At 60.4% G+C, this 25,338-nt stretch carries 23 protein-coding genes; 15 read left to right on the top strand and 8 right to left on the bottom strand.

Annotation, left to right across the window (positions count from 1 at the left end; genetic code table 11):
- The first annotated feature begins 235 nt into the window (after positions 1-235).
- Complete coding sequence (locus ACNQFG_RS14825; protein WP_423405410.1) at positions 236-1,378, top strand: ribose-phosphate pyrophosphokinase; 1,143 nt, start codon at positions 236-238, stop codon at positions 1,376-1,378.
- Positions 1,379-1,451: 73 nt separating this feature from the next.
- Here the strand turns inward: ACNQFG_RS14825 and ACNQFG_RS14820 are convergent, their stop codons facing one another.
- Together ACNQFG_RS14820 and ACNQFG_RS14815 are read right to left on the bottom strand one after the other, a co-directional pair.
- Positions 1,452-2,780 (bottom strand): MATE family efflux transporter, encoded by a 1,329-nt coding sequence (locus tag ACNQFG_RS14820; protein ID WP_423405409.1) that lies wholly within the window; start codon positions 2,778-2,780, stop codon positions 1,452-1,454.
- Between the two features lie 24 nt (positions 2,781-2,804).
- Complete coding sequence (locus tag ACNQFG_RS14815; protein ID WP_423405408.1) at positions 2,805-3,716, bottom strand: pyridoxal-phosphate dependent enzyme; 912 nt, start codon at positions 3,714-3,716, stop codon at positions 2,805-2,807.
- A 212-nt stretch (positions 3,717-3,928) separates the two neighbouring features.
- On the opposite strand from ACNQFG_RS14815, the gene ACNQFG_RS14810 reads away from it, so the two are divergent.
- The 8 genes from ACNQFG_RS14810 (at position 3,929) to uvrC (ending at position 10,554) form a co-directional block, all read left to right on the top strand.
- Positions 3,929-4,312 carry a sigma factor-like helix-turn-helix DNA-binding protein gene (locus ACNQFG_RS14810; RefSeq protein WP_423405407.1) on the top strand — a complete coding sequence of 128 codons (384 nt, stop codon included), beginning with the start codon at positions 3,929-3,931 and terminating at the stop codon, positions 4,310-4,312.
- Positions 4,313-4,344: 32 nt separating this feature from the next.
- Complete coding sequence (gene ffh, locus ACNQFG_RS14805; RefSeq protein ID WP_423405406.1) at positions 4,345-5,700, top strand: signal recognition particle protein; 1,356 nt, start codon at positions 4,345-4,347, stop codon at positions 5,698-5,700.
- Positions 5,701-5,792: 92 nt separating this feature from the next.
- On the top strand, positions 5,793-6,035 hold the full coding sequence (rpsP, locus tag ACNQFG_RS14800) for a 30S ribosomal protein S16 (RefSeq protein ID WP_005944692.1): 243 nt from the start codon (positions 5,793-5,795) through the stop codon (positions 6,033-6,035).
- Between the two features lie 18 nt (positions 6,036-6,053).
- On the top strand, positions 6,054-6,287 hold the full coding sequence (locus tag ACNQFG_RS14795; RefSeq protein ID WP_005934928.1) for a KH domain-containing protein: 234 nt from the start codon (positions 6,054-6,056) through the stop codon (positions 6,285-6,287).
- 60 nt (positions 6,288-6,347) lie between these two features.
- The gene (gene rimM / locus ACNQFG_RS14790) at positions 6,348-6,884 is read left to right on the top strand and encodes a ribosome maturation factor RimM (protein ID WP_005944690.1); all 537 of its coding nucleotides are present in this window, start codon (positions 6,348-6,350) and stop codon (positions 6,882-6,884) included.
- Positions 6,885-6,887: 3 nt separating this feature from the next.
- Positions 6,888-8,120: a tRNA (guanosine(37)-N1)-methyltransferase TrmD gene (gene trmD / locus ACNQFG_RS14785; protein ID WP_423405405.1), complete on the top strand. Its 1,233-nt coding sequence runs from the start codon at positions 6,888-6,890 to the stop codon at positions 8,118-8,120.
- A 261-nt stretch (positions 8,121-8,381) separates the two neighbouring features.
- The gene (locus ACNQFG_RS14780; protein WP_005920365.1) at positions 8,382-8,645 is read left to right on the top strand and encodes an HPr family phosphocarrier protein; all 264 of its coding nucleotides are present in this window, start codon (positions 8,382-8,384) and stop codon (positions 8,643-8,645) included.
- 61 nt (positions 8,646-8,706) lie between these two features.
- Entirely contained in the window at positions 8,707-10,554 is a 1,848-nt protein-coding gene (uvrC, locus tag ACNQFG_RS14775; protein WP_423405404.1) for an excinuclease ABC subunit UvrC, read from the top strand.
- Between the two features lie 53 nt (positions 10,555-10,607).
- Here uvrC and ACNQFG_RS14770 read toward each other — a convergent pair whose 3' ends face one another.
- The 3 genes from ACNQFG_RS14770 to ACNQFG_RS14760 form a co-directional block, all read right to left on the bottom strand.
- The gene (locus ACNQFG_RS14770; protein WP_423405403.1) at positions 10,608-11,456 is read right to left on the bottom strand and encodes a transporter substrate-binding domain-containing protein; all 849 of its coding nucleotides are present in this window, start codon (positions 11,454-11,456) and stop codon (positions 10,608-10,610) included.
- 138 nt (positions 11,457-11,594) lie between these two features.
- Positions 11,595-12,407, bottom strand: a complete 813-nt coding sequence (locus tag ACNQFG_RS14765) for an amino acid ABC transporter ATP-binding protein (protein ID WP_423405402.1) — start codon at positions 12,405-12,407, stop codon at positions 11,595-11,597.
- 18 nt (positions 12,408-12,425) lie between these two features.
- Positions 12,426-13,109: an amino acid ABC transporter permease gene (locus ACNQFG_RS14760; protein ID WP_423405401.1), complete on the bottom strand. Its 684-nt coding sequence runs from the start codon at positions 13,107-13,109 to the stop codon at positions 12,426-12,428.
- A gap of 228 nt (positions 13,110-13,337) precedes the next feature.
- On the opposite strand from ACNQFG_RS14760, the gene ACNQFG_RS14755 reads away from it, so the two are divergent.
- The 4 genes from ACNQFG_RS14755 (at position 13,338) to ACNQFG_RS14740 (ending at position 19,857) form a co-directional block, all read left to right on the top strand.
- Positions 13,338-14,456 (top strand): NAD(P)H-dependent glycerol-3-phosphate dehydrogenase, encoded by a 1,119-nt coding sequence (locus ACNQFG_RS14755; protein WP_423405400.1) that lies wholly within the window; start codon positions 13,338-13,340, stop codon positions 14,454-14,456.
- A 210-nt stretch (positions 14,457-14,666) separates the two neighbouring features.
- Positions 14,667-15,464 (top strand): zinc dependent phospholipase C family protein, encoded by a 798-nt coding sequence (locus ACNQFG_RS14750; RefSeq protein ID WP_423405399.1) that lies wholly within the window; start codon positions 14,667-14,669, stop codon positions 15,462-15,464.
- A gap of 8 nt (positions 15,465-15,472) precedes the next feature.
- Positions 15,473-16,729, top strand: a complete 1,257-nt coding sequence (locus ACNQFG_RS14745; RefSeq protein WP_423405398.1) for an MFS transporter — start codon at positions 15,473-15,475, stop codon at positions 16,727-16,729.
- Positions 16,730-17,100: 371 nt separating this feature from the next.
- Positions 17,101-19,857: an insulinase family protein gene (locus tag ACNQFG_RS14740; protein WP_423405397.1), complete on the top strand. Its 2,757-nt coding sequence runs from the start codon at positions 17,101-17,103 to the stop codon at positions 19,855-19,857.
- A gap of 82 nt (positions 19,858-19,939) precedes the next feature.
- On the opposite strand, the gene ACNQFG_RS14735 is transcribed toward ACNQFG_RS14740, so the two are convergent.
- Genes ACNQFG_RS14735 through ACNQFG_RS14725 form a run of 3 tightly spaced genes read right to left on the bottom strand, consistent with a single transcriptional unit; the run spans position 19,940 to position 23,310 of the window.
- The gene (locus tag ACNQFG_RS14735; protein ID WP_423405396.1) at positions 19,940-20,875 is read right to left on the bottom strand and encodes a glycosyltransferase family 2 protein; all 936 of its coding nucleotides are present in this window, start codon (positions 20,873-20,875) and stop codon (positions 19,940-19,942) included.
- Positions 20,865-21,767: a carbohydrate deacetylase gene (locus ACNQFG_RS14730; RefSeq protein WP_423405395.1), complete on the bottom strand. Its 903-nt coding sequence runs from the start codon at positions 21,765-21,767 to the stop codon at positions 20,865-20,867. Before ACNQFG_RS14730 ends, ACNQFG_RS14735 begins: the two co-directional genes overlap by 11 nt.
- Positions 21,754-23,310, bottom strand: a complete 1,557-nt coding sequence (locus ACNQFG_RS14725) for a glucosyltransferase domain-containing protein (RefSeq protein ID WP_423405394.1) — start codon at positions 23,308-23,310, stop codon at positions 21,754-21,756. The genes ACNQFG_RS14730 and ACNQFG_RS14725 overlap by 14 nt, the downstream gene beginning before the upstream one ends.
- Positions 23,311-23,589: 279 nt before the next feature.
- Between ACNQFG_RS14725 and ACNQFG_RS14720 the strand changes: the two genes are divergently transcribed.
- On the top strand, positions 23,590-23,886 hold the full coding sequence (locus ACNQFG_RS14720) for a chemotaxis protein (RefSeq protein ID WP_423405393.1): 297 nt from the start codon (positions 23,590-23,592) through the stop codon (positions 23,884-23,886).
- On the top strand, positions 23,883-25,328 hold the full coding sequence (locus ACNQFG_RS14715; RefSeq protein WP_423405392.1) for a phage terminase large subunit: 1,446 nt from the start codon (positions 23,883-23,885) through the stop codon (positions 25,326-25,328). Before ACNQFG_RS14720 ends, ACNQFG_RS14715 begins: the two co-directional genes overlap by 4 nt.
- The last annotated feature ends 10 nt before the right edge of the window (positions 25,329-25,338 follow it).

Genomic DNA, 25,338 nt, shown 5'->3' with positions numbered 1-25,338 from the left:
CCGGACTATTTTTTGTGTCGAAGAAGGCGGGTTTGTATGAAAAAACTGTGGTTTTTGTAAAAAACTCACAGAGTCCTACGGATTTTGGAATAACAGCTGTGCAAGGCGCAGAAAATCCGCTCATGGGGGAATTTTTTGGTGTCGAAACGGAGATTTTGTGATAGAATAGAAACAGATATGGACTTCAGCGGTCCTGTTGTCGGCTTGGTTTAAGGAACATGAAGGAGTTGTAACAATGTCTAACGAAGTTAACCCGATGGCATTTTTTCAGGAGCCCAGCGTTGCAGATCTGCGTCTGCTGGCCTGCCCCGGTGCAGAGGAACTGACCGGCCTGATCGACAGACACCTTGTCGAGTGGGCAAAGTCTGCCGGTGTGGAGAAGGATAGCTTCATCATCCCCTGCGACTGCCCCCGCTTCCAGAGTGGCGATGCCAAGGGTCTGGTGAAGGAGTCGGTGCGCGGCGACGATATCTTCATCGTGGTCGATCCCGGCAACTACAGTGTGACCTACAAGCTGTTCAACTACGAGAACCACATGTCTCCGGACGATCACTTCGCCAACCTGAAGCGCCTGATCCAGGCAGTGGCCGGCAAGGCACACCGTGTGTCGGTTATTATGCCCAGCTTGTACGGCGGCCGTCAGCATCGCCGTGTGGTGCACGAAAGTCTGGACTGCGCTGTGGCCCTGCAGGAGCTGCAGACCATGGGTGTGCGCAACATCATCACCTTTGATGCTCATGACCCCCGCGTGCAGAACGCTGTGCCGCTGATGAGCTTTGATAACGCAATGCCCACCTATCAGGTGCTGAAGAGCCTGCTGAAGAAGGACCCGGACCTCTCCTTTGATAAGAGCAAGTTTACCGTGGTCAGCCCGGACGAGGGCGCCATGAACCGCAACATGTACTTCTCCAGTGTGCTGGGCTGCAATCTGGGCATGTTCTACAAGCGCCGCGATTACACCCGCGTGGTGAATGGCCGTAACCCCATCGTTGCCCACGAGTATCTGGGCGAGAGCGTGGAAGGCAAGACCGTCTTCATCGCGGACGATATCATTGCTTCCGGCGAGAGCATGCTGGAGGTCGCCAGCAACCTGAAGGAGCGCGGCGCTGCCAACATCATCGCCAACGCCACCTTCCCCCTGTTCACCAGCGGTCTGGAGAAGTTCGACAAGGCTGTGGCCGAGGGCAAGCTGACCTATGTTGTGGGCACCAACCTGACCTACCGTATGCCTGAGCTGCTCACCCGCGACTGGTATGTGGATGTGGATGTTTCCAAGTACGCTGCCTACTTTGTGGTGGCTCTGAACCACGACATGTCTGTTTCCAGCATCATTGACCCCATCAAGAAGATCGAGGCTCTGCTGGCAAAGCGCGGCTGATCAAACGCAAACCAAAAGGGAGGCTTCCTGCGAAGGAGGCCTCCCTTTTTAGCGTCCGGAAAAGGGTCTGGTTTTACAACGTCCCGTCCTTCAGGCAGCGCACGAGGGCGGGCACTTCGTAGAGGAGCATGAGGACCCAGCCGACGGCGTAGCTGTAGGGCAGCGCCTCGATGTCCATGTGGAGGATGAGGACGAAAACGGCGGCAGCGGCCACACGGCCTGCCATGTTGAGCATACTGCTGTTGAGGGTGATCTTCAGGTCGCCCAGGCCGCGGAAGCCGCCTTGCACACCGTTGGTGAGGGCAGGCATCAGGTAGAACAGGGAGACGAGCCGCAGAAAGCGGACACCAAGCTCCACGACTTCGGGTTGGTCTGCGAAGAGGCGGATGATGGGTTCGGCGCAGACGTAGCAGAGGATCGTGATGCAGACGGCGTAGACGGCTTCGATCTTCAGGCCGCAGAAGAAGCCCTTGCGGACGCGGTCCTTTTTCCCGGCACCCCGGTTCTGCGCCATGAGGGTGGTCATGGCGTGGCCGATGTTCTGCTGCGGGGTATAGGCAAAGTCGTCAATGCGGGAAGCAGCGGTAAAGGCAGCCATAGCGTTGACACCCATGGTGTTCACGATGGCCTGCACCGCGATCTTGCCAAGCTGCACGGTGGCTTGCTGCATGGCGCTGGCCCAGCCGTAGCTGACGGTCTTTTTCAGCAGGGAGCTGTCAAAAATGAGCCAGCGGCGGCCAAGCTGCAGGACGGGGATCTTCCAGCGGATATAGACGAGGCAGAGCGCACAGCAGGCGGCTTCGCTGAGGACGGTGGAAAGCGCACAGCCTTCCGAGCCCCAGGCCAGAACCTCAACAAAGAACAGGTCGCCGCCGATGTTCAGCACAGAGCTGATCATCAGGAAATACAGGGCACTCTTGCTGTCGCCCAGTGCACGCATGGTGGCGGCAAGGAAGTTATAGAAGAAGGTGAAGATCAGGCCTGCAAACACGATGCGCAGGTAGTTCACCGCGATGGGAAGGATCTCTTCCGGGACCTGGAGCAGCCGCAGCAGGGGATTCGCCAGCAGGATGCAGACCAGCGAGAATGCCAGCGAGAACACGGTGCCTGCAATGGCGGTGGTGGACACCTGACGCTCCATCAGCTGGGTATCACCGGCACCGAATGCGGTACTGACCAGAATGCCGGCACCCAGACACATGCCGTTGATAAAAAGGATGGCCAGAGTCATGAGCGGGTTGGAGGTGCCGACGGCGGCAAGAGCTTCCTCGCCCACGAACTTGCCCACGATGATGCTGTCGGCGGCGTTGTAGGTGAGCTGGAACAGGTTGCCCAGCACGAGGGGAATGGTGAAGTTCACCAGCAGCGGTGTGATGCTGCCGGTGGTCATATCTTTTGTCATGGTAGATGCTCTTTTCTGTTGGAATCAAAAATTCAGGTTCTGCCGTCCGCTGAGGATGACGAGGGCCGAACGGCTGGTGCCCTTGGCCAGCAGCTGCGCAGCGGCGTGGAGGGCGGCACCGGCGCTGAGCGAAGCGGGGATGGCATCGGTGATGAGGACCTTCTGTGCGGCGCGGGCGGCGTCGGAGCGGGTGACGGCGGCGACGTTGTCCACCACGTAGGCATTGTAATTTTTGGGAATGAAGCCGAAGCCCATCTCCGGGATGCCGTGGCCGCCCGTGAACCCGCCGCTGAGGGCCTGGCTCTCAAACGGCTCGACCGCCACCATCCGGACGTCGTTCGTCCAGGCTTTGAGCGTTTCGCCCACGCCGGTGATGGTGCCTGCGCTGCCCACGCTGACCACGACGCTGTCCACAAGGCTCCTGCCCTCCCGCGCGATGGCTTTGGCGATGGCGGGGCCGGTGACGCGGCGGTGGTATTCGGGGTTGTTGTCGTTGGCGAGCCAGTTCATATAGTACCAGCCGTTCTCCGCAGCTTTGCTCTCGGCCAGCGCCCGCGCACCGGCCAGACCGTTCCGGGCCGGGGAGTGCAAAATCTGGGCACCGAGGCGGAGCAGATACTCCTGCCGCAGGGCGGGGGCATCTTCCGGCATGGCGATCACGATGGGGTGTCCGGCGGTGCGGCTGGCCAGAGTCAGTGCCGCCGCAAAGGCACCGGTGGAAGCTTCGATGATGGGCTGGCCGGGGGCCAGCGCATGCTGCTCTGCTGCAAGGGCCAGCATCCCTTCGGCAAGGCCGTCCCGGGCCGTGCCGGTGGGGCCTGCAAAGTCCAGATAGGCATACAGCCGTCCCTTCAGCCCGCAGGCGGCAGCATAGCCGCGCAGCTCCACGATGGGGCAGGGCAGCAGGGTCTGGTAAAAGTTCGGATAAATGGCCACGAAATTCCTCCTTCGGTGGGATACATTATAATAATCCTAACGCAAAGCGGGCGGGGCGTCAAGCTGCACTTTGGCAAAAATGGAGAAAATCCGCGAAAAAATCTGGCAGAGTGATGAAGAAAAGCCTTGACAAGGGGCGAACAGTCTGCTATACTCCGTATGTAAAGCAAAAAAACTTTACAAACGATGGAAGGTCAGGGCAGAAACGCACAATGGCAAAAGATCTGGAAATGGGCTATCTGCTGGACTTTTACGGCGAGGTGCTCACCGAGAAACAGCGCGAAATGCTGCGCCAGTATTACAACGATGACCTTTCGCTGAGCGAGATCGGCGAGAACTTCGGCATCACCCGTCAGGGTGCGCGGGATGCCATCAAGCATGGCGAGAACGCGCTGAAGGAGCTGGAGGAAAAGGTCGGCTTTGCGGCGCGTTACCGCCGCGTGCAGCAGAAGCTGGAAGAGCTGGAGCAAATGGTGATCGATGCACGGTTCGAGTGCACCGGCCCCTACGCGAAACTTACCACCACCGAGTATGCAGCCACTTTGACCAAGATGCTGGGGATCATCCGGTCCATGGACGAGGTCAACGAGAGCTGATGCTCAGATCATTCTGAGAGGAGCACCGTACAATGGCATTTGAATCCCTTACCGACCGCCTTGCCGGTGTGTTCAAAAAGCTGCGCGGTCACGGCAAGCTGACCGAGGCAGATATCAAGGCCGCGATGCGTGAGGTGCGCATGGCCCTGCTGGAAGCCGATGTCAACTATAAGGTTGCCAAGGACTTCTGTGCAAAGGTGTCCGAGCGCGCCATGGGTCAGGAGGTCATGGAAAGCCTGACCCCGGCACAGCAGGTGGTCAAGATCGTCAACGAAGAGCTGGTTACCCTGATGGGCGGCAGCGAAGCGGCCCGCCTGAACATCAAGAACAAGGGCCAGACGATCATCATGCTCTGCGGCCTGCAGGGCAACGGTAAAACCACCCACGCCGCAAAGCTGGCAAAGTACTTTATCAAACAGGGCCGCCGCCCCATGCTGGTGGCCTGCGATATTTACCGCCCTGCGGCCATCGATCAGCTGCAGGTGGTGGGCAAACAGGCGGGCGCACCGGTCTTTACGTTGGACGGCGAAAAGCCGCCGGTCATCGCCAAAAAGGCGCTGGCACACGCCAAGGATTACGGCAATGACATCGTGATTCTGGATACCGCCGGTCGTCTGCAGATCGACGATGTGCTCATGCAGGAGCTGGTGGACATCAAGGAAGCCGTTCCTGTGGACGAGACCCTGCTGGTGGTGGATGCCATGGCCGGTCAGGATGCCGTGAACGTTGCCAAGACCTTTAACGAGAAGGTGAGCATCGACGGCATCATCCTCACCAAGACCGATGGCGATACCCGCGGCGGTGCGGCACTTTCGGTGCTGGCCGTCACCGGGAAGCCCATCAAGTTCCAGGGCACCGGCGAAAAGCTGGACGATCTGGATGTGTTCCATCCCGACCGCATGGCAAGCCGCATCCTTGGCATGGGCGATGTGCTGAGCCTGATCGAGCGCGCACAGGAGACGGCAGACGAAAAGGCTGCCGAAGAGACCGCCAAGCGGATGATGGAGAACAAGTTCGACATGAATGACATGCTGGACCAGTTCGCACAGATCCGCAAGATGGGCGGTGCAGGCGCGATGCTGAGCATGCTGCCCGGCGGCAGCGGCATCGATCCCAGTCAGGTCGATGAAAAGGCGTTCGACCGCATCGAGGCCATGATCTATTCCATGACCAAGGAAGAACGCGAGAAGCCCTCCATCATCAACCCAAAGCGCAAGCGCCGCATTGCAGCAGGCAGCGGTACCACCGTGGCCGACGTGAACAAGCTGCTCAAGCAGTTTGAGATGATGCAGAAGATGATGAAGCAGTTCAAGAAAAGCCCCAAGGGCTTTGCCCGCCGCCTGGGCGGCATGATGGGCAACCCCAATGCCTTCCGCGGACTGAAATAATTTTTGTGATACAACCCCCTTGCGGGTTTGTACAATATAATCAACATGCGCCCGCAAGGGCCGCACAAAACAATTTTTGGAGGATATTTACCATGGCAGTTAAGATTCGTCTGCGCCGCGTTGGCGCCAAGAAGGCTCCCTTCTATCGTGTTGTTGTTGCTGACAGCCGCTTCCCCCGTGACGGCCGTTTCATCGAAGAGATCGGCACCTACGATCCCAACAAGGAGCCTTCCGAGATTAAGATCGACGCTGAGAAGGCAAAGCAGTGGATCGCCAACGGCGCACAGCCCACTGATACCGTTCGCGTCCTGCTGAAGAAGTCCAACGTTCTGTAAGTAGGGGAGGGCTGACTCATGCAGGAGCTGTTGCTGGCAGTTGCCCGCGGTCTCGTGGAGGACAAGGAAGCCGTTAAGGTCACGGTGGACGAGCCTCGCGAGGACGGCACCATCGTCTACCACCTGAGCGTGGCAGAGGGAGATATGGGCCGTGTCATCGGCAAGCAGGGCCGGATCGCAAAAGCCATTCGTGTGGTGATGCGCGCGGCTGCTGTGCGGGTCGATGAAAAGGTCCTTGTTGAGATCGACTGAGCACCCTACAGGCCCTTTGCCCTTGCGGCAAGGGGCCTTTTTGATTATAGGAGCAAGATTATGCAGCAATATCTGGAAGCGGGAAAAGTTGTTACCACCCACGGCGTGCGCGGCGAAATGAAGCTGGAGCTTTGGTGCGACGGCGTGAATTTTCTCAAAAAGGTGGGCAGGCTGTACCCCTCGGCACAGGGCGGCAGGGCCTATAAGATCGTGTCCATCCGCGCACAGGGCCAGATGGCTCTGCTGCAGCTGGAAGGCGTGGACGATATGGATGCTGCCCGTGCGCTGCGGGGGCAGGTGTTCTACTTTGACCGTAATGATGCCACCCTGCCCGCAGGCCGCTGGTATGTGGCCGACCTGATCGGGTGCGAAGTGCGGGATGCCGACACCGGCAGGGTGTACGGCGTTGTGACCAGCGTGGATCACCCCGGTGCACAGGATATCTACACCGTCAAAGCACCGAACGGCAAGGAATACATGTTCCCGGGCGTGGATGCTTTTCTGAAAGAGCGCAACCCGCCGGAGGGCTATCTCCTCGTCACCCCCATTCCGGGCCTGCTGGACGATGACTTTGACAGCGAACGGGAGGAAGAGTGAGCCATGGGAATGCGTGTGGACATCGTGACCCTGTTCCCGGAAATGTGCCAGCAGGTGCTGGATGCCAGCATCATCGGGCGTGCGGCAAAGAAGGGCTTTATTGAGACCCACTGCCACCAGATCCGGGACTACACCCTGAACAAACAGAAGCAGACCGACGATTACCCCTACGGCGGCGGCTGCGGCATGGTGCTGTACGCTCAGCCCATCGCAGACTGCCTGCGTGCTGTGCAGCAGGAAGTGGCTTCACAGGGCCGTCCGGCCCCGCATATCGTGTTCCTGACGGCAGGCGGCCAGCGCTACACCGAGGAACACGCAAAGCGGCTGGCCCAGTACGATAATCTGACACTGGTATGCGGCCACTATGAGGGCATCGACGAGCGTGTGATCGATGCTTTTGCGGATGAAGAGATCTCCATCGGTGACTACATCCTCACCGGCGGCGAGTTGGCCAGCCTTGTGGTGGCGGACAGTGTGCTGCGCCTGAAGCCCGGCGTGCTGGCTGAGCAGAAGGGCTACGAGGAAGAAAGCTACTGGGACGGCCTGCTGGAGTATCCCCAGTACACCCGCCCCGAGGTGTGGGAAGGCCGCGCCGTGCCGCAGGTGCTGCTGGGCGGCGACCACCAGAAGATCGATGCATGGCGCGGGGAACAGAGCCGGGAGCGCACCCGCCTGCGCCGCCCGGAGCTGTACGAGAAGTGGTGTGAGACCCACCCTGTGACCGAGCTGCCCAAGTGGAAGCGCGGCGAGAATGTCCGGCTGGTGAAGACCGAAGAGCAGTTCCGGGCCGCTGCACAGCTCTTTGCCGAGGGACGGAAAACCGTCTGTGCTGACGGCTGGACGGCGGAATACCTGGAAACGCTGACGCCGGAAGTGTTCCTGGAGCAGTTGAAACAGGAAAAGAAGGACGGCTGGGCCTGCTACCTGCACTACACGAAGGATGTGGCGGACGGCATGGTCAGTGTGAACCACAAGACCGGCCAGGTCGAGCACCTGTTCGTGAGCGCTGCGGCACGCGGAAAGGGCATCGGTATGAAGATGCTGGACTTTGCCCGCAAAAAGCTGCCTGAATGGCCCCACCCGGAGCTAACTGTGCTGGATACCAATACCCGTGCACTGGCCCTTTACCGCCGGATGGGCTGGGCCATCGAGGGCATCGAGCTGGTGTTCGACCCGGAAAAATTTGAGGATGTGGCCGTGGAGAGCCGCCTGCTCAAGATGCGGTACGAGGGATGAAAAAGCTGCCGAAGCCTGCAAATGTCCGCCGACAGTCGAAAAAATGTTGAAAACTTTTGTATTACCCCGCCAATGACAGGGGAATAATTTTGGTATCTTTGTATAAATGGCGAAAAAAGCCCCCATTATCATTGGGAAAACCGCCAAAAATGCGCCGGGGGGCTGTACAACCGTTTCGACTTGCGCTAAAATAGTCGTAACGCAACAGGCACAGGATACAGATTCTATACCCAAAACGATATTAGATAGGAGCGCTTTACTATGTACGTGAAAGAAGTTACCGTTGAAAATCAGGTTGGTCTGCACGCTCGTCCGGCTACCTTCTTCATCCAGAAGGCTAACGAGTTCAAGTCTTCCATCTGGGTCGAGAAGGAAGAACGCCGCGTGAACGCAAAGAGCCTGCTGGGCGTTCTGTCTCTGGGCATCGTGGGCGGTACCACCATCCGCATCATCGCTGACGGCGCTGATGAGCAGGCTGCTGTTGACGGCCTGATCAAGCTGGTGGAGTCCGGTTTTGCTGAGTAATTTGTGTCTATAAATGGAGCGGCGGGGGAACCTGCCGCTTTTTGTTTTTCAAGGAGAATCCATGACCAAAGCTGAACTGTATCAGAAAGCCTGTATGCTGCCGCTGCTGCCCGGCGTTTATATCATCCGGGATAAGACGGACACCATCATTTATATTGGCAAGGCAAAGCGGCTGCGCATCCGGGTGAGCCAGTACTTCCGCGAGGGCGTGCCCCATGACAACAAGGTCAGCCAGATGATCGCCCATGCCTATGCCTTTGACGTGATCGTCTGCCAGAGCGAGTTTGAAGCGCTGGTGCTGGAAGCCAGCCAGATCAAGGCCCACACGCCGAAGTATAACATCCTGCTCAAGGATGATAAAGGCTACAGCTATATCAAGGTGACAAAGGAGCCATGGCCCAGACTCTCCTTCGTGCTGCAAAAGGAGGAGGACGATGCCGAGTATATCGGCCCCTATACCTCCAGCTTTGCGGCGCGGCAGATGGCAGAAACCGCCATGGATGCCTTTCTGCTGCCAAGGTGCAATAAGCGCTTCCCGCAGGAGATCGGCAAAGGACGCCCCTGCCTGAATGCACACATCGGCAAGTGTATGGCGGTGTGCAGTGGCAGGATCAGCTGCGAAAACTACAATCAGGCCGTCAAGAGCGCCGTGCACCTGATCCGCTACGGCAAAAAGGACATCCTGAAGATCCTCAACGAGCGGATGCAGGAGGCCTCGGACCGGCTGGAATTTGAGACGGCGGCGCTGCTGCGGGACCAGATCGCAGCCATCACCAAGGTGAGCGCCGGGCAGAAGGTCATTGTGGACCCGGATGTGGAGATGGATGTGGTGGCGCTGGCAGGCACGCCGGACAGCGTGTGTGCGGCGGTGCTGCGCTTCCGGGACGGACGGCTGACCGATAAGCGGGAGTTTTTGTTCCACGATACCTCGGACATTGCCGCCGTGCGGGAGGAATTTCTGCCCCGGTATTATCTGGATGACGAACAGATCCCCAAGATCATTGCGGTGGACGAGCTGCCGCCGGACAGCGACGCTTTGCAGCAGGCGCTGAACGAAAAGCGCGGCAGTGAGGTGCAGCTATATGTGCCCCAGCGGGGCGATAAGGCCCATCTGGTGGAGATGGCCCACACCAACGCGGTAGAGCGTCTTGCCCGGGAGAGCGGCCGCTATGCCCGGGAGGAAAAGCTGCTGGACGAGCTGGCGCAGGTGCTGGGCCTTGCAAAGCCGCCCCGGGCCATTGAGAGCTACGACATCTCCAACTGGGGCGATGGCTCCAGCGTGTGCGGCATGGTCACCTTCAAGGACGGCAAGCCCTACAAGGCGGGCTACCGCAAGTTCAAGATGAAGACGGTGGCGGGCACTGACGACTATGCATCACTGGCAGAGACTGTCTCCCGGCGGGCGGCGGCCTACGAACGGGTTCATGAGCTGGCCGCCCATGGGCAGGCCAGCGAGGATTACTTCGGCGAGAAGCCGGACCTGCTGCTGATGGACGGCGGCAAGGGCCAAGTCAGTGCGGCCAAAGCGGCGCTGGCGGGCACCAAGCTGGCGGATGTGCCGCTCTACGGCATGGTGAAGGACGACCACCACCGCACCCGCGCCATTGTGGACAGCGACGGCCGGGAAATTGCCATCAATATGAACCGGGGCACCTTTACCTTTATCACGGCCATTCAGGACGAGACCCACCGCTTTGCCAATGCCTACCGCAAGCAGCAGATGAAGCAGAAGAGTTATTCCTCCACCCTGACGGAGATCCCCGGCATCGGCCCCAAAACGGCCAAGGCGCTGATGGCCCAGTTCAAAAGCGTGGCAGCGGTGCGGGAAGCCAGCACCGCAGCGCTGGAGAATACGCCCGGTGTGGGGCCGCTGTTGGCGCAGACCATTTACGAGTATTTTCACACCTAACAAAAAATCGGACGACCGAAATGGCCGTCCGATTTTTGCTTGGTGAAGAAAAGTTAGTTTTCAGAAGAGATATCTTGACCGAAATATTTTTCGCTCAGCTCCTTCAGGGTGCCGTCGGCACGCAGATCATCGATGGCGGTGTTGATGGCATCCAGCAGGGTAGCGCTGGCATCACCCTTGCGCAGAGGAATGGCAACGTGGGATGCATCCTCGGTCTGGGCCACCAGCTTGAAATCTGCATCCGGGTGGACGTTCAGGTAATCGTAGAAGGAGACATCGGCGTTCAGGGTGGCGTCGATGCGGCCTGCGGTGAGCAGCTGGATGGTCTCTTCCAGCGTGTCGATGCCCTGTACGGTGGCACCGTAGCTCTCGGCCAGTTCCATGTAGGTGGAAGCAAGGCTGTTGGCGGTGGTCTTGCCCTTCAGGTCTTCGAAGGTCTGGATGGTGTCGTTGTCCTTCTTGACGGCAAGGGCAGTGTGGATGTAGCCGTAGGGCTCGGTGAAATCATAGGTCTTGGCGCGCTCATCGGTCACTTCCACGCCGTTGCACACGATGTCGTAGCGGCCTGCGTCCAGACCGGCAAACAGGCTGTCCCAGTCGCTTTCCACGTACTCCGGCTCCACGCCCAGCTTTTCGGCAATGGCGCGGGAGACTTCCACATCGTAGCCCACCAGAGTATCGGATTCGTCGTGGTAGCTCCAGGGCTGCCATGCGCCTTCCAGGGCAACGATCAGCTTGCCGCTGGACTGGATGGCGGCAAGCTGGTCAGCAGCCTCAGCGGATTCGCTCTTGGAACTCGAATTGCTGTTCGAACTGGACGCGTTGGAAGAGCAGCCGGACAGAGTCAGCACGCCGGCAGCGGCCATGACGCTCATAAGAGAAATAAAGGTTCTGCGTTTCATGGTATCATATCCTTTCGAAAGTAAGAGAATCAAATAGAATATAGCAGTTTGCGTTTTTAATGCACAAGCAACATCCGCAAACTGCATATCGCAAATATGCCGTTTTAATAGGGCACTATTTTTGAAACTTGCGATAAATTATGCGTGCTGCGAGATCTTCCGCAAAAATTCGCGGGTGCGCTCCTCTTTGGGGTTGGCGAAAAACTCATGCGAGGGAGCCTGCTCCACTACCACGCCGTTCTCCATGAAAACGGTCTTGGAGGAAACATTGCGGGCAAAGCCCATCTCGTGGGTGACCACCAGCATGGTCATGCCCTCTTCGGCCAGCTGCCGCATCACGGCCAGCACTTCGCCAGTCAGCTCCGGGTCAAGGGCCGAAGTCGGCTCGTCAAAATAGATGATCTCCGGGTCGGAGGCCAGTGCCCGGGCAATGGCCACGCGCTGCTGCTGGCCGCCGGAAAGCTGGCGCGGATAGTAGTCGGCTCGGTCGGCAAGGCCCACCTTTTCCAGCATCTTCATGCCAACGGCATCCGCCTGCTCTTTGGGCATTTTGCGGGCAATGATGAGGCCCTCGGTCACGTTCTGCAGGGCAGTCTTGTTGCGGAACAGATTGTAGCTCTGGAACACAAAGGCCGTCTTTTTGCGCAGCCGGGCAATGTCGGCGCGGCTGGCCTGGGCAAGGTCGAACGTCTCACCGTCAAAGGTGAGCTGGCCTGCGTCGGCAGTCTCCAGAAAGTTCAGACAGCGCAGCAGGGTGGTCTTGCCGGAGCCGGAGGGGCCGAGGATGGCCACTACATCGCCCTTTTCCACGGTCAGGTCCACGCCGCGCAGCACCTGCAGCTCGCTGGTCACTTTGCGTGCACCGGGCCGGTGGAAGATGCCTGCCTGCAGGCGGGGCTTTGTGTAGGTGAAAAAGGATTTGTGGACGTTTTTGATCTCTAACATGGACATGGTTGCCACACTCCTTTCTTACTGGAAGCCGTGGGCGTTGAGCCGACGCTCCAGCAGTGCCTGCAGCTTGGTAATGACCGTGCAGAACAGCAGATACACCACGGCCACCTCACAGTAGATGGGCAGGAAGATGTAGGTGCGGGCGGCCACGCGCTGACCGGCCATGAACAGCTCGGCCACCGTGATGTTGGACGCCAGCGAGGTGTCCTTGATCATGCCGATGAGCGAGTTGGAGAGGGCGGGCACTGCGGTGCGCAGGGCCTGCGGCAGCACGATGCGGCGCATGATCTGCCACCAGCTCATGCCCACGCAGTAACCGGCTTCCAGCTGGCCCTGCGGCACGCTTTCCAGTGCACCGCGCATGGTCTCGGCACAGTAGGCACCCTCGTTGAAGGCAAAGGCGATGACCGCAGCAGGGAAAGCGTCCAGCATGATGCCCACGCTGGGCAGACCATAAAAGATGATGAACAGCTGCACCAGCAGCGGCGTGCCGCGGATGACCCAGATGTAGAACCGTGCGATCTGCCGCAGCACCGGCACATTGGCGTACTGCACCAGCGCCACCACCACGGCCAGCACCATGGCAAGGCTGAAGGAGATGAGGGTCAGCGGGATGGTCATGGTAAGGCCTGCCGTAAGGATACGGGGCAGCGCTTCCCACAAAACGCTGGCCGTGCGGTTGGAAAGAATGGCTTCGAGCATTTGAAAAAACTTCCTTATCTGAAAAAAAGAACCTGCGGAGGTTTGATGAGAGATTTGAAAAGGAGCGTTCGGGCAGGGAATATCCTATAATTCCTACCAGAATACTATAACATGTTTTTCCAATCGGCGCAATTCGTTTGGACAAATCCCCTGTTATTCCTAAAATCGCGGGGAAACACGCGCTAACTTTGTGCAGTCTGGCAAGGAGTTGACGTTGCAGGCGGTTTCGTGTACAATGAGACCAGACGAGCCGCCCACTGCGGCGCACAACAGGCCCGCGACGAAAGCCGCGCGGCAGATTCGGAGGATTTGAACGTGACGAAACGGAAAATCGGTATCCTGGGTGCAGGTACCTGGGGCATGGCTCTGGCACGGATGCTGTGTGTCAGCGGCAATGATGTGCTGGTCTGGTCTGCCATCGAAAAGGAGATCGACGACCTGTCGAGCACCCGCGTGCACCCCAATCTGCCGGGCATGAAGATCCCGGAAGAGCTGCAGTTTACCAAGAGCATTGAGGAAGTGTGCACCGGCAAGGATGTGCTGCTGTTTGCAGTGCCGTCGGTATTTGTGCGCTCCACCACGGCCAAGGCCCGGCCCTATGTGGCCGAGGGGCAGATCATCGTGGATGTGGCCAAGGGCATCGAGCCGGACACCCTGTACACCATGACGGAGGTTCTGGCCGATGAGCTGGGCCGGGAGGGCGGCCCGAAGAAGGTGCACCTGGTAGCGCTCTCCGGTCCCACCCACGCCGAAGAGGTGGCGCTGGATCTGCCCACCACCATCGTTTCGGCCTGCCCGGATGTGGAGGCGGCACAGTTCGTGCAGGAGGTGTTCTCCAACAGCGTCATGCGCGTCTACACCAACGCCGACATCAAGGGCGTGGAGCTGAGCGGCGCGCTGAAGAATGTGATTGCGCTGGGTGTTGGCATCTCCACCGGCCTTGGCTACGGCGACAACGCCCGCGCAGCCCTCATCACCCGCGGCATTGCCGAGATCGCCCGGCTGGGCGTGGCCATGGGCTGCAACATCCACACCTTTGCGGGTCTGGCCGGTATCGGCGACCTGATCGTGACGGCGACCAGTATGCACAGCCGCAACAATCGTGCGGGCATTCTGATCGGCAAGGGCAAAAGCCCGGAGCAGGCCGTGAAGGAGGTCGGCATGGTGGTGGAGGGCATCAATGCCCTGCCTGCCGCGCTGGAACTGGCGGAGCGGTATCAGGTGGAAATGCCCATTGTGCAGACGGTGAACGCCATCGTGAAGGAGGGCATGGGCGCGGCGGAAGCCGTCCGCACCCTGATGGACCGCGACCCCAAGAACGAGCTGCCCAAGGGGTACGAGAAGTAAACCCACAACGCAAACAAAGACTGCTGCATTCCTCATTCCGGCATCGCAGAGGCGGTGCCCGGAGCGTGGAAAGGTGCGGCAGTCTTTTTGTTTTGCAGAAAAATTCAAAATATCTCAAATATTTTACCAAAATAACACCCGAAAGGGTAGTAAGACGAAACGGTTTCTGGTATACTGACTTTGTATGAAAGTTTATGAGGGGGAGTTTTTATGCCTTCAACCTATGCACACCGCTGCTTTGGCGCGGATGTTCTGACCCAGCTGCCGGAAACGCTCCAGAAGAAGATCGAGCCGTACCGTGCGCTGTACGATATAGGCCTTCATGGGCCGGACCTGCTGTTCTACTATAAGGCGCTGCAGTCCAACCCGGTGAACCGGCTGGGCAATGCGATGCACGAGCAGCCGGGCACCGTCTTTTTTGAGCGGGCGCGCGGCGTGATCCGGAACGCCAAAAACCGGGATGCCGCGCTGGTGTATGCGCTGGGGTACATCTGCCACTTTGCGCTGGACAGCACCTGCCACCCGTATGTGGAGCAGTACGTCCGCACCAGCGGCGTGACCCACTGCGAGATCGAGACCGAGTTTGACAACATGCTGCTGCGCCGGGAGGGCCGCGACCCGCTGCACGACCTGACGGCCAGCCATATCCAGCCCAGCCGCATCTGGGCGAATGTGGTGGCTCCCTTCTATGAGGGCGTCACGGTGGATGAGGTCTATCAGGCCATGACCGGCATGGTCTTCGTACACAAGATGCTGCTGGCTTCGAACCCGGTCAAGCGCTGGGTGGTGCTGACGGCCATCCGGGCAGCGGGCAAGTGGGAGTTCATGCACGGGCTGGTGGCGAACCCGCAGCCGAACCCGAAGTGCGTGGAGAGCGGCAAGCGGCTGGATGCGCTGTACCAGAGCGCCATCCCGCTGGCGGTGCGGCTCATCAACGAGTACGTGGCCGGGCTGGACACCGATGCGCCGCTGGATGCGGCTTACCAGCACACCTTTGGAGAGAATTGAGAGGGACTATGGAACAAAACAAAAAATTCAGCCCGACCGGGCTGGAACGCGCGTGGATCTTATACGATGTCGGCAACTCAGCCTTTGTGCTGCTGGTGGCGACGCTCATCCCCATCTTTTTCAACGCTCTGGCGGAAGAAGGCGGCCTGAGCTCAGTGGACTATCTGGCATACTGGGGCTATGCGGCCTCGGCTGTGACCATCATCACGGCGGTGCTGAGCCCCATCCTCGGCACACTGGCCGATACGCGGGGCTTCAAAAAGCCCATCTTCATCCTCTGCCTGTTCGTGGGCGTGGCAGGCTGCTGTGCTATGGGCCTTGCCACTACATGGCTGCCGTTCCTGATCATCTTCATCCTTGCAAAGATCGGCTTTTCGGGCAGTCTGGTGTTCTACGATTCCATGCTGGGCGATGTGACCACCCCGGACCGGATGGACGTAGTCTCCTCCCGCGGGTATGCATGGGGCTACATTGGCAGCTGCGTGCCCTTTGTGGTGTGTCTGGCGCTGGTGCTGGGCAGCGGGGCCATCGGCCTGAGCCAGATGACGGCGCTGAACATCGCGCTCTTCATCACAGCGGCGTGGTGGCTGGCAATGACCCTGCCCCTGCTGAAAACCTACCGGCAGCTGCATTATGTGGAGGTGGAGCAGCACGCCATCCGGCAGAGCTTTGTGCGCATCGGCCACACCCTCAAGCATCTGCGCGAGGATAAGCAGGTGTTCTGGTTCCTGCTGGCCTTCTTCTGCTACATCGACGGCGTGTATACCATCATCGATATGGCCACCGCCTACGGCACGGCACTGGGGCTGGAGACCACCGGCCTTTTGCTGGCCCTGCTGGTAACGCAGATCGTAGCCTTCCCTTCGGCGCTGATCTTCGGGCGGCTGTCGGCGAAGTATCCGTCTACCACCCTCATCCCGGTCTGCATCGCAGCCTACACCGGCATTGCGGTGTTCGCCTTCTTCCTGACCAGTCAGTGGCAGTTCTGGGTACTGGCCGTGCTGGTGGGCATGTTCCAGGGCGGCGTGCAGGCACTGAGCCGCAGCCACTTTGCCAAGATCATCCCGGCTGAAAAATCCGGCGAATACTTTGGCCTGTTCGACATCTGCGGCAAGGGCGCGTCCTTCCTTGGCACCATGATCGTGAGCGTGGGCAGCCAGCTGACCGGCAGCGCCAATGTGGGCGTCGGCTCGCTGATCGTGCTGTTTATTGTGGGCTTTGTGCTGTTCCGGGTGTCCTACAAAGAGGGAGTTATTACGGAGTAATGTACTCTTTTGCGCGCCAAAAGAGAACCAGAAAAGCCGCTTTGAGAAGCTCGGCGGTGGCGAAGCCATGAAAGCCCCAGTGGGGCTTTTAAGCCGCAGACCGGTTTGCGAAGCAAATGCCGCGTGTTCAGCGCGGCAAGGACGGGAGGCACGAATCAAGGGCTGCTCGCCCTTGATAATCCCAAAGAAGAAGGCTCTGCCAAAAAATCGGGCGGTGCGCCAGTCGGCGCAGACGCTTTTCCGATTTTTTAGCAGAGCCGATTTTTATTGGCTGGCCGCACGCAAAAGAGAACATCTCCGGATTGTTTGTTGCGTCTTACAGCGCACCGTGATACAATAAACAAAAATCCATTTGAAAAAGGAGAATCCCAATGAAGCAATATCCCGGTTATACCCTCGTGCGTACCGAGGACTGCCCTGAACAGCACGGAACCCTGACCGTGCTTACCCACGATGTGAGCGGTGCTACGGTGCTGCTGGTGGAAAATGAGGATATCAACAAGGCGTTTGGCATCGGCTTTGGCACCTTCCCGTCCGATGACACCGGCGTGTTCCACATTCTGGAGCACTCGGTGCTGGCAGGCAGCGAAAAATACCCGGTGACCTCGCCGTTCTTGCAGCTGCTCAAAAGCAGCATGGCATCTTTCCTGAATGCGATGACCTTCCCGGATAAGACGGTCTACCCGTTCGCTACGCCCAATGAGACCGACTTCAAAAACCTGATGGATGTCTACCTGAACGCGGTGTTCTGCCCGCTGGCCATGGTGGACAAGAGCGTGTTTGAGCAGGAGGGCTGGCACCGCAGTGCCGACGGCACCGTGAGCGGAGTGGTGTACAACGAGATGCAGGGCGCTCTGGCTGCACCGGATGCTCAGTTGGAAAATGCACTGGAACGGGCCATGTTCCCGGATACGGCCTACGGCTTTGTTTCCGGCGGCGACCCGGCCAGCATCCCGGCGCTGACCTATGAAAAGTATAAGCGGGTATATCACCGCCACTACAGCGCCGACAACTGCTGTGTGACCCTGTACGGCAGGATGGATATGGCCGAAAAACTGGCCTTCCTGGATGAACACTACCTGAGCAGGATGCCCAAGGGCACCAGCCAGCCCAGACTGACGCTGCAGGATGAGCAGCCGGGCGTCTGCGTGAACATTCCGTACTATACCGAAAACCCGGAGCCGGACGAGGTGCAGTGTGCTCTGGCATGGTACACCGGTGCCTTTGCAGACCGGGAGCGGCAGCTGGGCGTGGAGATCCTGCTGGATGCCCTGCTGGGGTCGAACCAGTCGCCGCTGAAGGCGGCGCTGCTGGCCGAAAAGCTGGGCGCAGATATTGACATTGGCTTTGACGACAGCACCCTGCAGCCGGTGCTGGAACTGGTGCTGCGCGGTGCCACCGAAGAGACCGCAGGCCGGTTTGCGGCCGGGGTCCGGAGCGCCGTGGACGACATCCTGGCCGAGGGCATCCCGGAAGACCTGCTGCTGGCCAGTCTGAACGCAGCAGAGTTTGCATCGCTGGAGCGCCCGGGCACCCTGCCAGACGGCGTGCTGGATGCCATCCATGCAGCGACCGGCTGGCTCCACGCCGGGGACCCGACCCTGCTGCTCCACACGAACCAGCTCTTCGCTGCCCTGCGGGAGAAGATGGCCTCCGGCTGGTTCAACGACCTGCTGCGGGAGCTGTTCGCGGCTGCGCCGGTGCAGGTCATTCAGGTGCCGACCCTGCCCAAGGCGGAAGAACCCGATGCAGCCCCGGCCCGTACCGACGGCAAGCTGGCACTGGACCATCCGCTGACGGTGGCAGACCTGGGCGAGGGCAGCCCCAGCGCCGAGGGCGCTGTGGGCAGCGTGGCCGGTGCGGAGCTGCTGCACCATCCTTCCAAGGGCAGTTTGTATCTGAACATCTACTACGACCTCGGCGGGCTGACCACCGAAGAAGTGCAGTATCTGGACCTGCTGACCGATGTGCTGGACGAGCTGGACACTCCGCGCCACACGGCCCGCGAGCTGAACACTCTGCGCAGCACATGGCTGGGCGACAGCCAGGCCTGCATCAGCTTCTGGACCGGGCGGCAGGCGGGGAACCCCTGCCACGCAAAGCTCACCCTGAACATGAGCCTGCTGGAACGCAGTCTGGAAAAGGCTGTGGAGCTGGGCGGCGAATGGCTGTATGAGACCCGGCTGACCGGCGCAAAGGCCGAAGCGGCCTTCGCCCGTGTGCTGAGCCAGCAGAAGTTGAACATGGAACAGCAGTTCATCCAGATGGGCAACCAGTACGCCGCCGTGCGCGCCGGGAGCCACTATTCGGTGGAGTATGCGCTGAGCGAGGCATGCAGCGGCGTGACAGGGTATCACTTCCTGTGCGCGCTGCTGGAACAGGCTGACTGGGCCGACCTGGGCCGGAAGCTGGAAGCCGTGCGGGAAAAGGTGTTGCACCACGCAGCCCTGACCGTCAGTCTGCACGGCAGCGAGGACGCCCGGAAGCAGCTGGAAGCCCTGCTGCCCGGCAGTGCCTTTGCCGAGGGGATGCGTTCGCCCGCCCGGCCCTACACCCAGGCGCTGACGGCTCCGGTGAACGAAGCGTTTATCATTGACGGCGGTGTGAACTACGACATCCTGACCTGGCCGCAGGAGCGGAAGCCGGAGCGCCGGGTGCTGGCCCGCGTGATGAGCTACGAATACCTGTGGCACAACATCCGCGAGGTGGGCGGCGCTTACGGCACCGGCATGGTGACCCGCGCCGAGACGGAGTATCTGTATACCTACCGTGACCCGCATCTGGCCGAGAGCTACGAGACCTTTGCAAATGGCCCGGCGGAACTGGCCGCCCGCGCGTACACCGAAAAGGACCTGACGGATTCCATCGTGGGCACCGTCTCCGAGATGGACAAGCCCATGAAGCCCAGCGCAGAGGCGCGGGACCTCGACCGCCGGTATTTTTGCGGCATCACTGATGAAATGATGGCGGCAGACCGCAAGGCCCTGTGCAGCGTAGACGCTGCCGCGCTGAAGGCCATGGCCGCAGAGCTGGGCACCGCGATGCAGCACGGTACCCGCGTGGCTTTTGGCAGCAAGGATGCTGTGGAAGGCGCAACGGGCCTGTTCGACCGCATCGAGACGCTGTAACACAAGATAAAAGAAGAGATCCCCCGGCGGCTGGAACGCTCTGAACGGAGAGCGGCCCGGCTGACCGGGGATCTTTGCTTTTTTACGGAGTGTCGTCCAGCGTTTCGGCGATGACATAGCGGGGGCGGCGTTTGACTTCGTCGTAGATCTTGGCGAGGTAGTAGCCGATGATGCCGAGGCTGAACATGAGCAGTGTGCCGGTGAAGAGCTGCAGCAGGATGACCGTGGTGAAACCTTCGAGCGCTTCGCCTGCAAAATAGCGGAACAACGCCTCACCGCCCACCAGAAGGGTGGCAATCAACATCAGAAAGCCCATCAGGATAACGAGGTAGAGCGGGGCCGACGTGAAGGACGCCAGGCTGGAAATGGCGTAGCGGATGAGACTGAAGGTAGACCAGCTGCTCTGCCCGGCAGTGCGGGGCTGGACGTCGAACTCCACCCGCGCTGTGCGGAAGCCTACCCACGCCGAGAGGGCGCGGTAGAAGGTGTTCCGCTCCGGCAGATTCAGCAGGACGAGCACGGCCTTGCGGTCCAGCAGCTTGAAGTCGGAGCTGCTGCGCAGGTCGGTCTTGGCCGCCTTGCTGATGAGCCCATAGAACCAGCGGGCGGCGGTGCGGTGGGCGGCGCTTTCGGTGCCGCGCTCGCGCTTGACGCCCTCCACGACCTCGATGCCCTGGGTCCAGAGCCGGTACATTTCGGGGATCGTTTCCACGGGGTGCTGCAAGTCACAGTCCAGCGTGACGCAGCAGTTGCCGCGGGCGGCCTGCAGCCCGGCGTATAGAGCTGCTTCCTTGCCGAAAGCGCGGGAGAACCGGATGCCCCGCACCTGCGGGTACGCCTGCGCCGTCTGGCGGATGACGTCCCAGCTGTTGTCGGTGGAGCCATCGTTGACGAAGAGCACCTCATAGCGGATGTGGGCGGCGGTGAGGACCTCGGCCAGCCGCCGGGCCATTTTGGGGATGTTCTCCGCCTCGTTGTGGGCGGGGAGGATGACGGAGAGAAGCGGTTCAGCGGCCAAGGTGCTCGACCTCCTTTCGGCTGAGGGTGTGCAGGGCATGGGCCTCGACCGCCCGGCCCTCGGACAGGTAGAAGGGGTGAAAATCGGTCTTCTGCGGGTCAAAGAAGGGCCCGCCCGGCTCCACGCCGCCGGGGTGGAAGAGCAGTTCGACCGGCTGGCCGCGTTTCTGCGCCAGACGGAGGTACTGCGGCAGCACGGCCCGGACGCGGTCGGCGTCCATGTGGCCGGAGAAGAGGATGCCGCAGAACAGGGCCGTGGGGATGCCGCTGCGGCGGAATGCGGGGCGGTCGAGCAGCCAGCAGCCGTTCAGCACAGCCTGCTTGACGGCATTGACGGCGGAATAGCTGCCCCAGAGCCGGGGACAGCCGACAAAGGGCGACAGCGGCTCGGCCGGGATGCGCAGATGCTCGACCGGGAGATGGTGGTCGGCGAGGACCTGCAGCAGCGTCCGGAAGACCAGCGGGATCATGTGGGTGTGCTGGTGGCTGTCGATGCGCAGGGGCGTCCCGGCGGGGAAGAGGGCGGCATAGGCGAGGAGCTGACGCTCCAGTTCCCGGTAGAGCTGGGCGGCAAAGGCCCTGCGCCGGGGCGTCAGCGAGAGGTGCAGCAGCCCGGTGAAGGAGTTGCAGAAGCTGCCGTCCGGCCGGACAAGCAGCGGGATCTCCGCAGCGGGAGAAAGGGCTTTGCCCTCCACCAGATTGAGGTGGACGGCCAGCTTCAGCCCGGAAGGGCGCAGCGCGGCGACGGCTTCTTCCAGCGAACCGTTGGGCACGATGCTGACGCTGTTCAGGCAGCCGTGAGTTTGGCAGTCCCGGATGAGGGCGTCGCCGTGGGCGGTCATGCCATAGTCATCGGCGTGAAAATAGAGGATGGGAAGTTCAGTCATCTGCATCGATCCCCTCTCCCGCCCGGATGACGATGGTATCGCCTACGACTGCGACCGAACCGGTCTGCGGCCAAAGGGGCATCTGACGGACTTCGTCCAGTGTAAGGAGCTGTTGCTTTTCTGCGCGGGTGGCAAAGGTGTAGTCGGTGGAGCAGTAGTCGTTCAATGCAGCCGTGAGGACGCTCTGGCCCACCGTCGGATCATCCGCGCGGAGGATGAGGCCGGCCGTGTAGCCGGTCATTTCCGGGGAGAGGTCGGCGGAGTAAGCCCTGGAATCGGGCAGGTGGCCGATGACGGCGATTTGGGTGCAGGCGTCCGCGCCGTCCAGCTGCTCGATGCGGTCTGCAATGCGCAGAAGGGTGCCGTAGGAGCGCTCATAGCTCATCTGGGACAGGTGATAGCAGACATTGGCCAGCACGATGCAGTAAAAGACGATGGCCCCGCCCACGAGGAGGATGGCCCAGCTCCGGAGCGCGGAAGCGCGCGGCGAGAGACCGTCCAGCCGCTCGTAGAACAGCACGAAGCTCAGATAAAAGGCGGCGTAGCCCATGGTCATCAGGTTGTGGTAATCGACGCAGGGGTTGAGGAAATAGAGGGCCGCGGCCCCCAGCGGCAGTGCGGCCAGATAGACGAGCAGGAGCCAAAAGCGGGCCGGGTCGTGCCAAAGGGCCTGCTGTACGAGGGCGGTCAGCAGGAAAACGGCCAGCAGGGCAAAGACCAGAACGTTGAGCACAAACCAGACCGTGAGGCCGTTGTGCAGGTCAAAGAAGAAGCGGAAGAAGCGGGTGATGCAGCCATGCAGAGCCGACCAGAAATGGAGCGAACCGACGGTGTCGATGCCCTGATAGTCGGACAGAGCGGTGCCGGAAAAAGCCAGAACCAGCTGCAGGGCCACAGCATAGACCGCTCCGGCCAGCACACCGCCTGCCAGAAACCGCCCCGCACTGCGGAGGGACGCGGCAGCGCTGCGGCGGTGAAAGAGCAGATCGTCCAGCAGCCAGACCAGAAGCAGGGTGATGGTGACGGTCAGATAAGCCTGATAGATGCCCACGGAGAACCACAGGCAGGCTGCCCCCGCGAAGAAGGAACGCCAGCCCGGCCGGGTGAGCAGAAGCGCGCTGAGGCAGGCGGCCAGCATGGCCAGACAGTAGCCGTCGGCGACGTATTCATAGGCAAAGGTGGATGTGACGGTGGGGAAGGCCGCGATCAAAGCCCCGGTCAGCACCAGCGCCACCGGCTTTTTCAGGTGCAGCAGCGCCGCCACGCAGACCGCCGAACCAGCCAGGAACAACAAGCCCAGCAGCAGGTTCAGCCATGGTAGGTCGTAATAGGAGCTGAGCCCGCAGGCCAGCGAGAGAAAATAGCGGCCATATTGCAGCATCTGCTGGGCATCGTACCGGAAGACGAGGGAATCCCAGTTGGGGAGCCAGTTGGCCATTTTATAAAAGTGCGCGAGCAGGCCGAACCCGAAGGCGGAGAAAAACACGAGCCGCCATTCGGGCCGGAACCTGCGGGCAAGCTGCGCAGGCAGCTGATCGGGGTGTACCATAAAAAACCTCCGAAGGTCGGAATGGAACGAATTTTAGATATAGTATAAACCATTGGAAAACGATACGCCAGCCCATTTTTATGCTTTTCCTTAAAAAATTGAGGGCAGCTCCCCCTGTTTGCGGAAAAAGAACGCGGACAGGGGGATTTTTACACGGCGAGATTGTACGGAATGGAAAACGGATTTGAAAAATTACAGAGCGGGCCTGCAAAAGGTTGCACTGTTGCGAAAAGATTATTGGTGGTATTATGTTGACAAACCAAAACGAAAGGATGTGAAATGAACCGAATGGCGCAGAAGATACGACCTTCGGCGGGCAAGGGGCTGGACAACCTGCACCGCGCCACGGACACGCTGAGCACGATGCTGGCGCAGGAGGTGAAGGAACTGAACACCCGCCAGAAAGCGGCCCGCCGCGACGGTGCAGAGGCGGCCGGGACCATGAAGGGCCTGAAGGAAGCCACTGCGGTGCTCAAAGACCTGGCTGCTGTGGCCAAGGCGCTGAACGAACAGGGCGCGGATGCAGAGGGCCGGGAGTGCGGCGTGGTGCTGCTGCCGACGGTGGAGGATGTATGAAGACAGGAACGAATGCGCCAGTCGTCTGGCGGCCCCAGCCCCGGCAGAGGGAGTTCATGCGCAGACCGGAGCCGGAGGCTCTCTACGGCGGTGCAGCAGGCGGCGGCAAGAGCGACGCGCTGGTGATCGAAGCGCTGCGGCAGGTGCACATTCCGCACTACCGGGCGCTGATCCTGCGCAAGACCTACCCGCAGCTTTCCGATCTGGTGGACAAGAGCCAGGTGTACTACCACAGGGCGTTCCCGCAGGCACAGTACAACGCCACGGCCCATGTGTGGAACTTCCCCAGCGGGGCAAAAATTTACTTTGGCTCCATGCAGTACACCAAGGACCGTACCAATTATCAGGGCAAGGCCTTCGATTTTATCGGCTTTGACGAGCTGACCCACTTTGAATGGGAAGAGTACAGCTACATGATGAGCCGCAACCGTCCCACCGGCCCGGGCACCCGGGTGTACATGCGGGCCACCACCAATCCCGGCGGCATCGGCCACGGGTGGGTGAAGGCACGGTTCATCACGCCCGCACCACCCGGCACGCCTATCACCGAGGAATACACGATAAAGCTGCCGGACGGCACCGAACAGAAGCTGCAGCGCTCGCGGGTGTTCATCCCTTCCAGCATTTTTGATAACCCCGCCCTGCTGGCAAACGACCCCGGCTACCTTGCAAGCCTTGCCAGTATGCCGGAAGCGGAAAAGCAGGCGCTGCTCTACGGCAGCTGGGACAGCTTTTCCGGGCAGGTGTTTACCGAATGGCGCAACGACCCGGCCCACTACGAAGACCAGCGCTGGACCCATGTGATCGCACCGTTCACCATCCCGAAGCACTGGCAGCTCTACCGCGGGTTCGACTTTGGCTTTTCCAAGCCGTTCTCGGTGGGGTGGTACGCAGCGGACGAGGAGGGGCGGCTGTACCGCATCAAGGAGCTGTACGGCTGCACCGGCAGGCCGAACGAGGGCCTGCGCATCGACCCGGTGGAACAGGCCCGGCGCATCCGGGAGGCAGAGCAGAACGACCCGCTTTTGCGCGGCAGGGTGATCCACGGCATTGCCGATCCGGCCATCTTTGATGAGAGCCGCGGCGAGAGCATTGCCGCTATGATGGAGCGCAGCCCGAACTTCCTGCGCTGGTCCCCCGGCGACAACACCCGGCTTGCGGGCAAGATGCAGTTCCACTACCGGCTGGCGTTTGACGGAGAGGGGCGGCCCATGTTTCAGGTGTTCAATACCTGCAAGCACTTTATCCGCACGATCCCGAACCTTGTGTACGACGAAAGCAACGTGGAGGACATCGACACCCGGCAGGAGGATCACATTTACGACGAGTGCCGCTATGTGCTGATGGAACACCCCATCTCGCCGCCCCAGCGCACGGCCCGCCCGCCGGTGGAGGACGACCCGCTGGAACTGCACCGGCAGGCGAGGTTTTATCGGATTTAGAAAGGAGTAG

It is taken from the genome of Faecalibacterium prausnitzii, from assembly GCF_049532945.1.
GTDB lineage: Bacteria > Bacillota > Clostridia > Oscillospirales > Ruminococcaceae > Faecalibacterium > Faecalibacterium prausnitzii_N.
The sequence above is the reverse complement of the archived record's forward strand: the minus strand, read 5'-3'. Positions and strand labels throughout refer to the sequence as shown.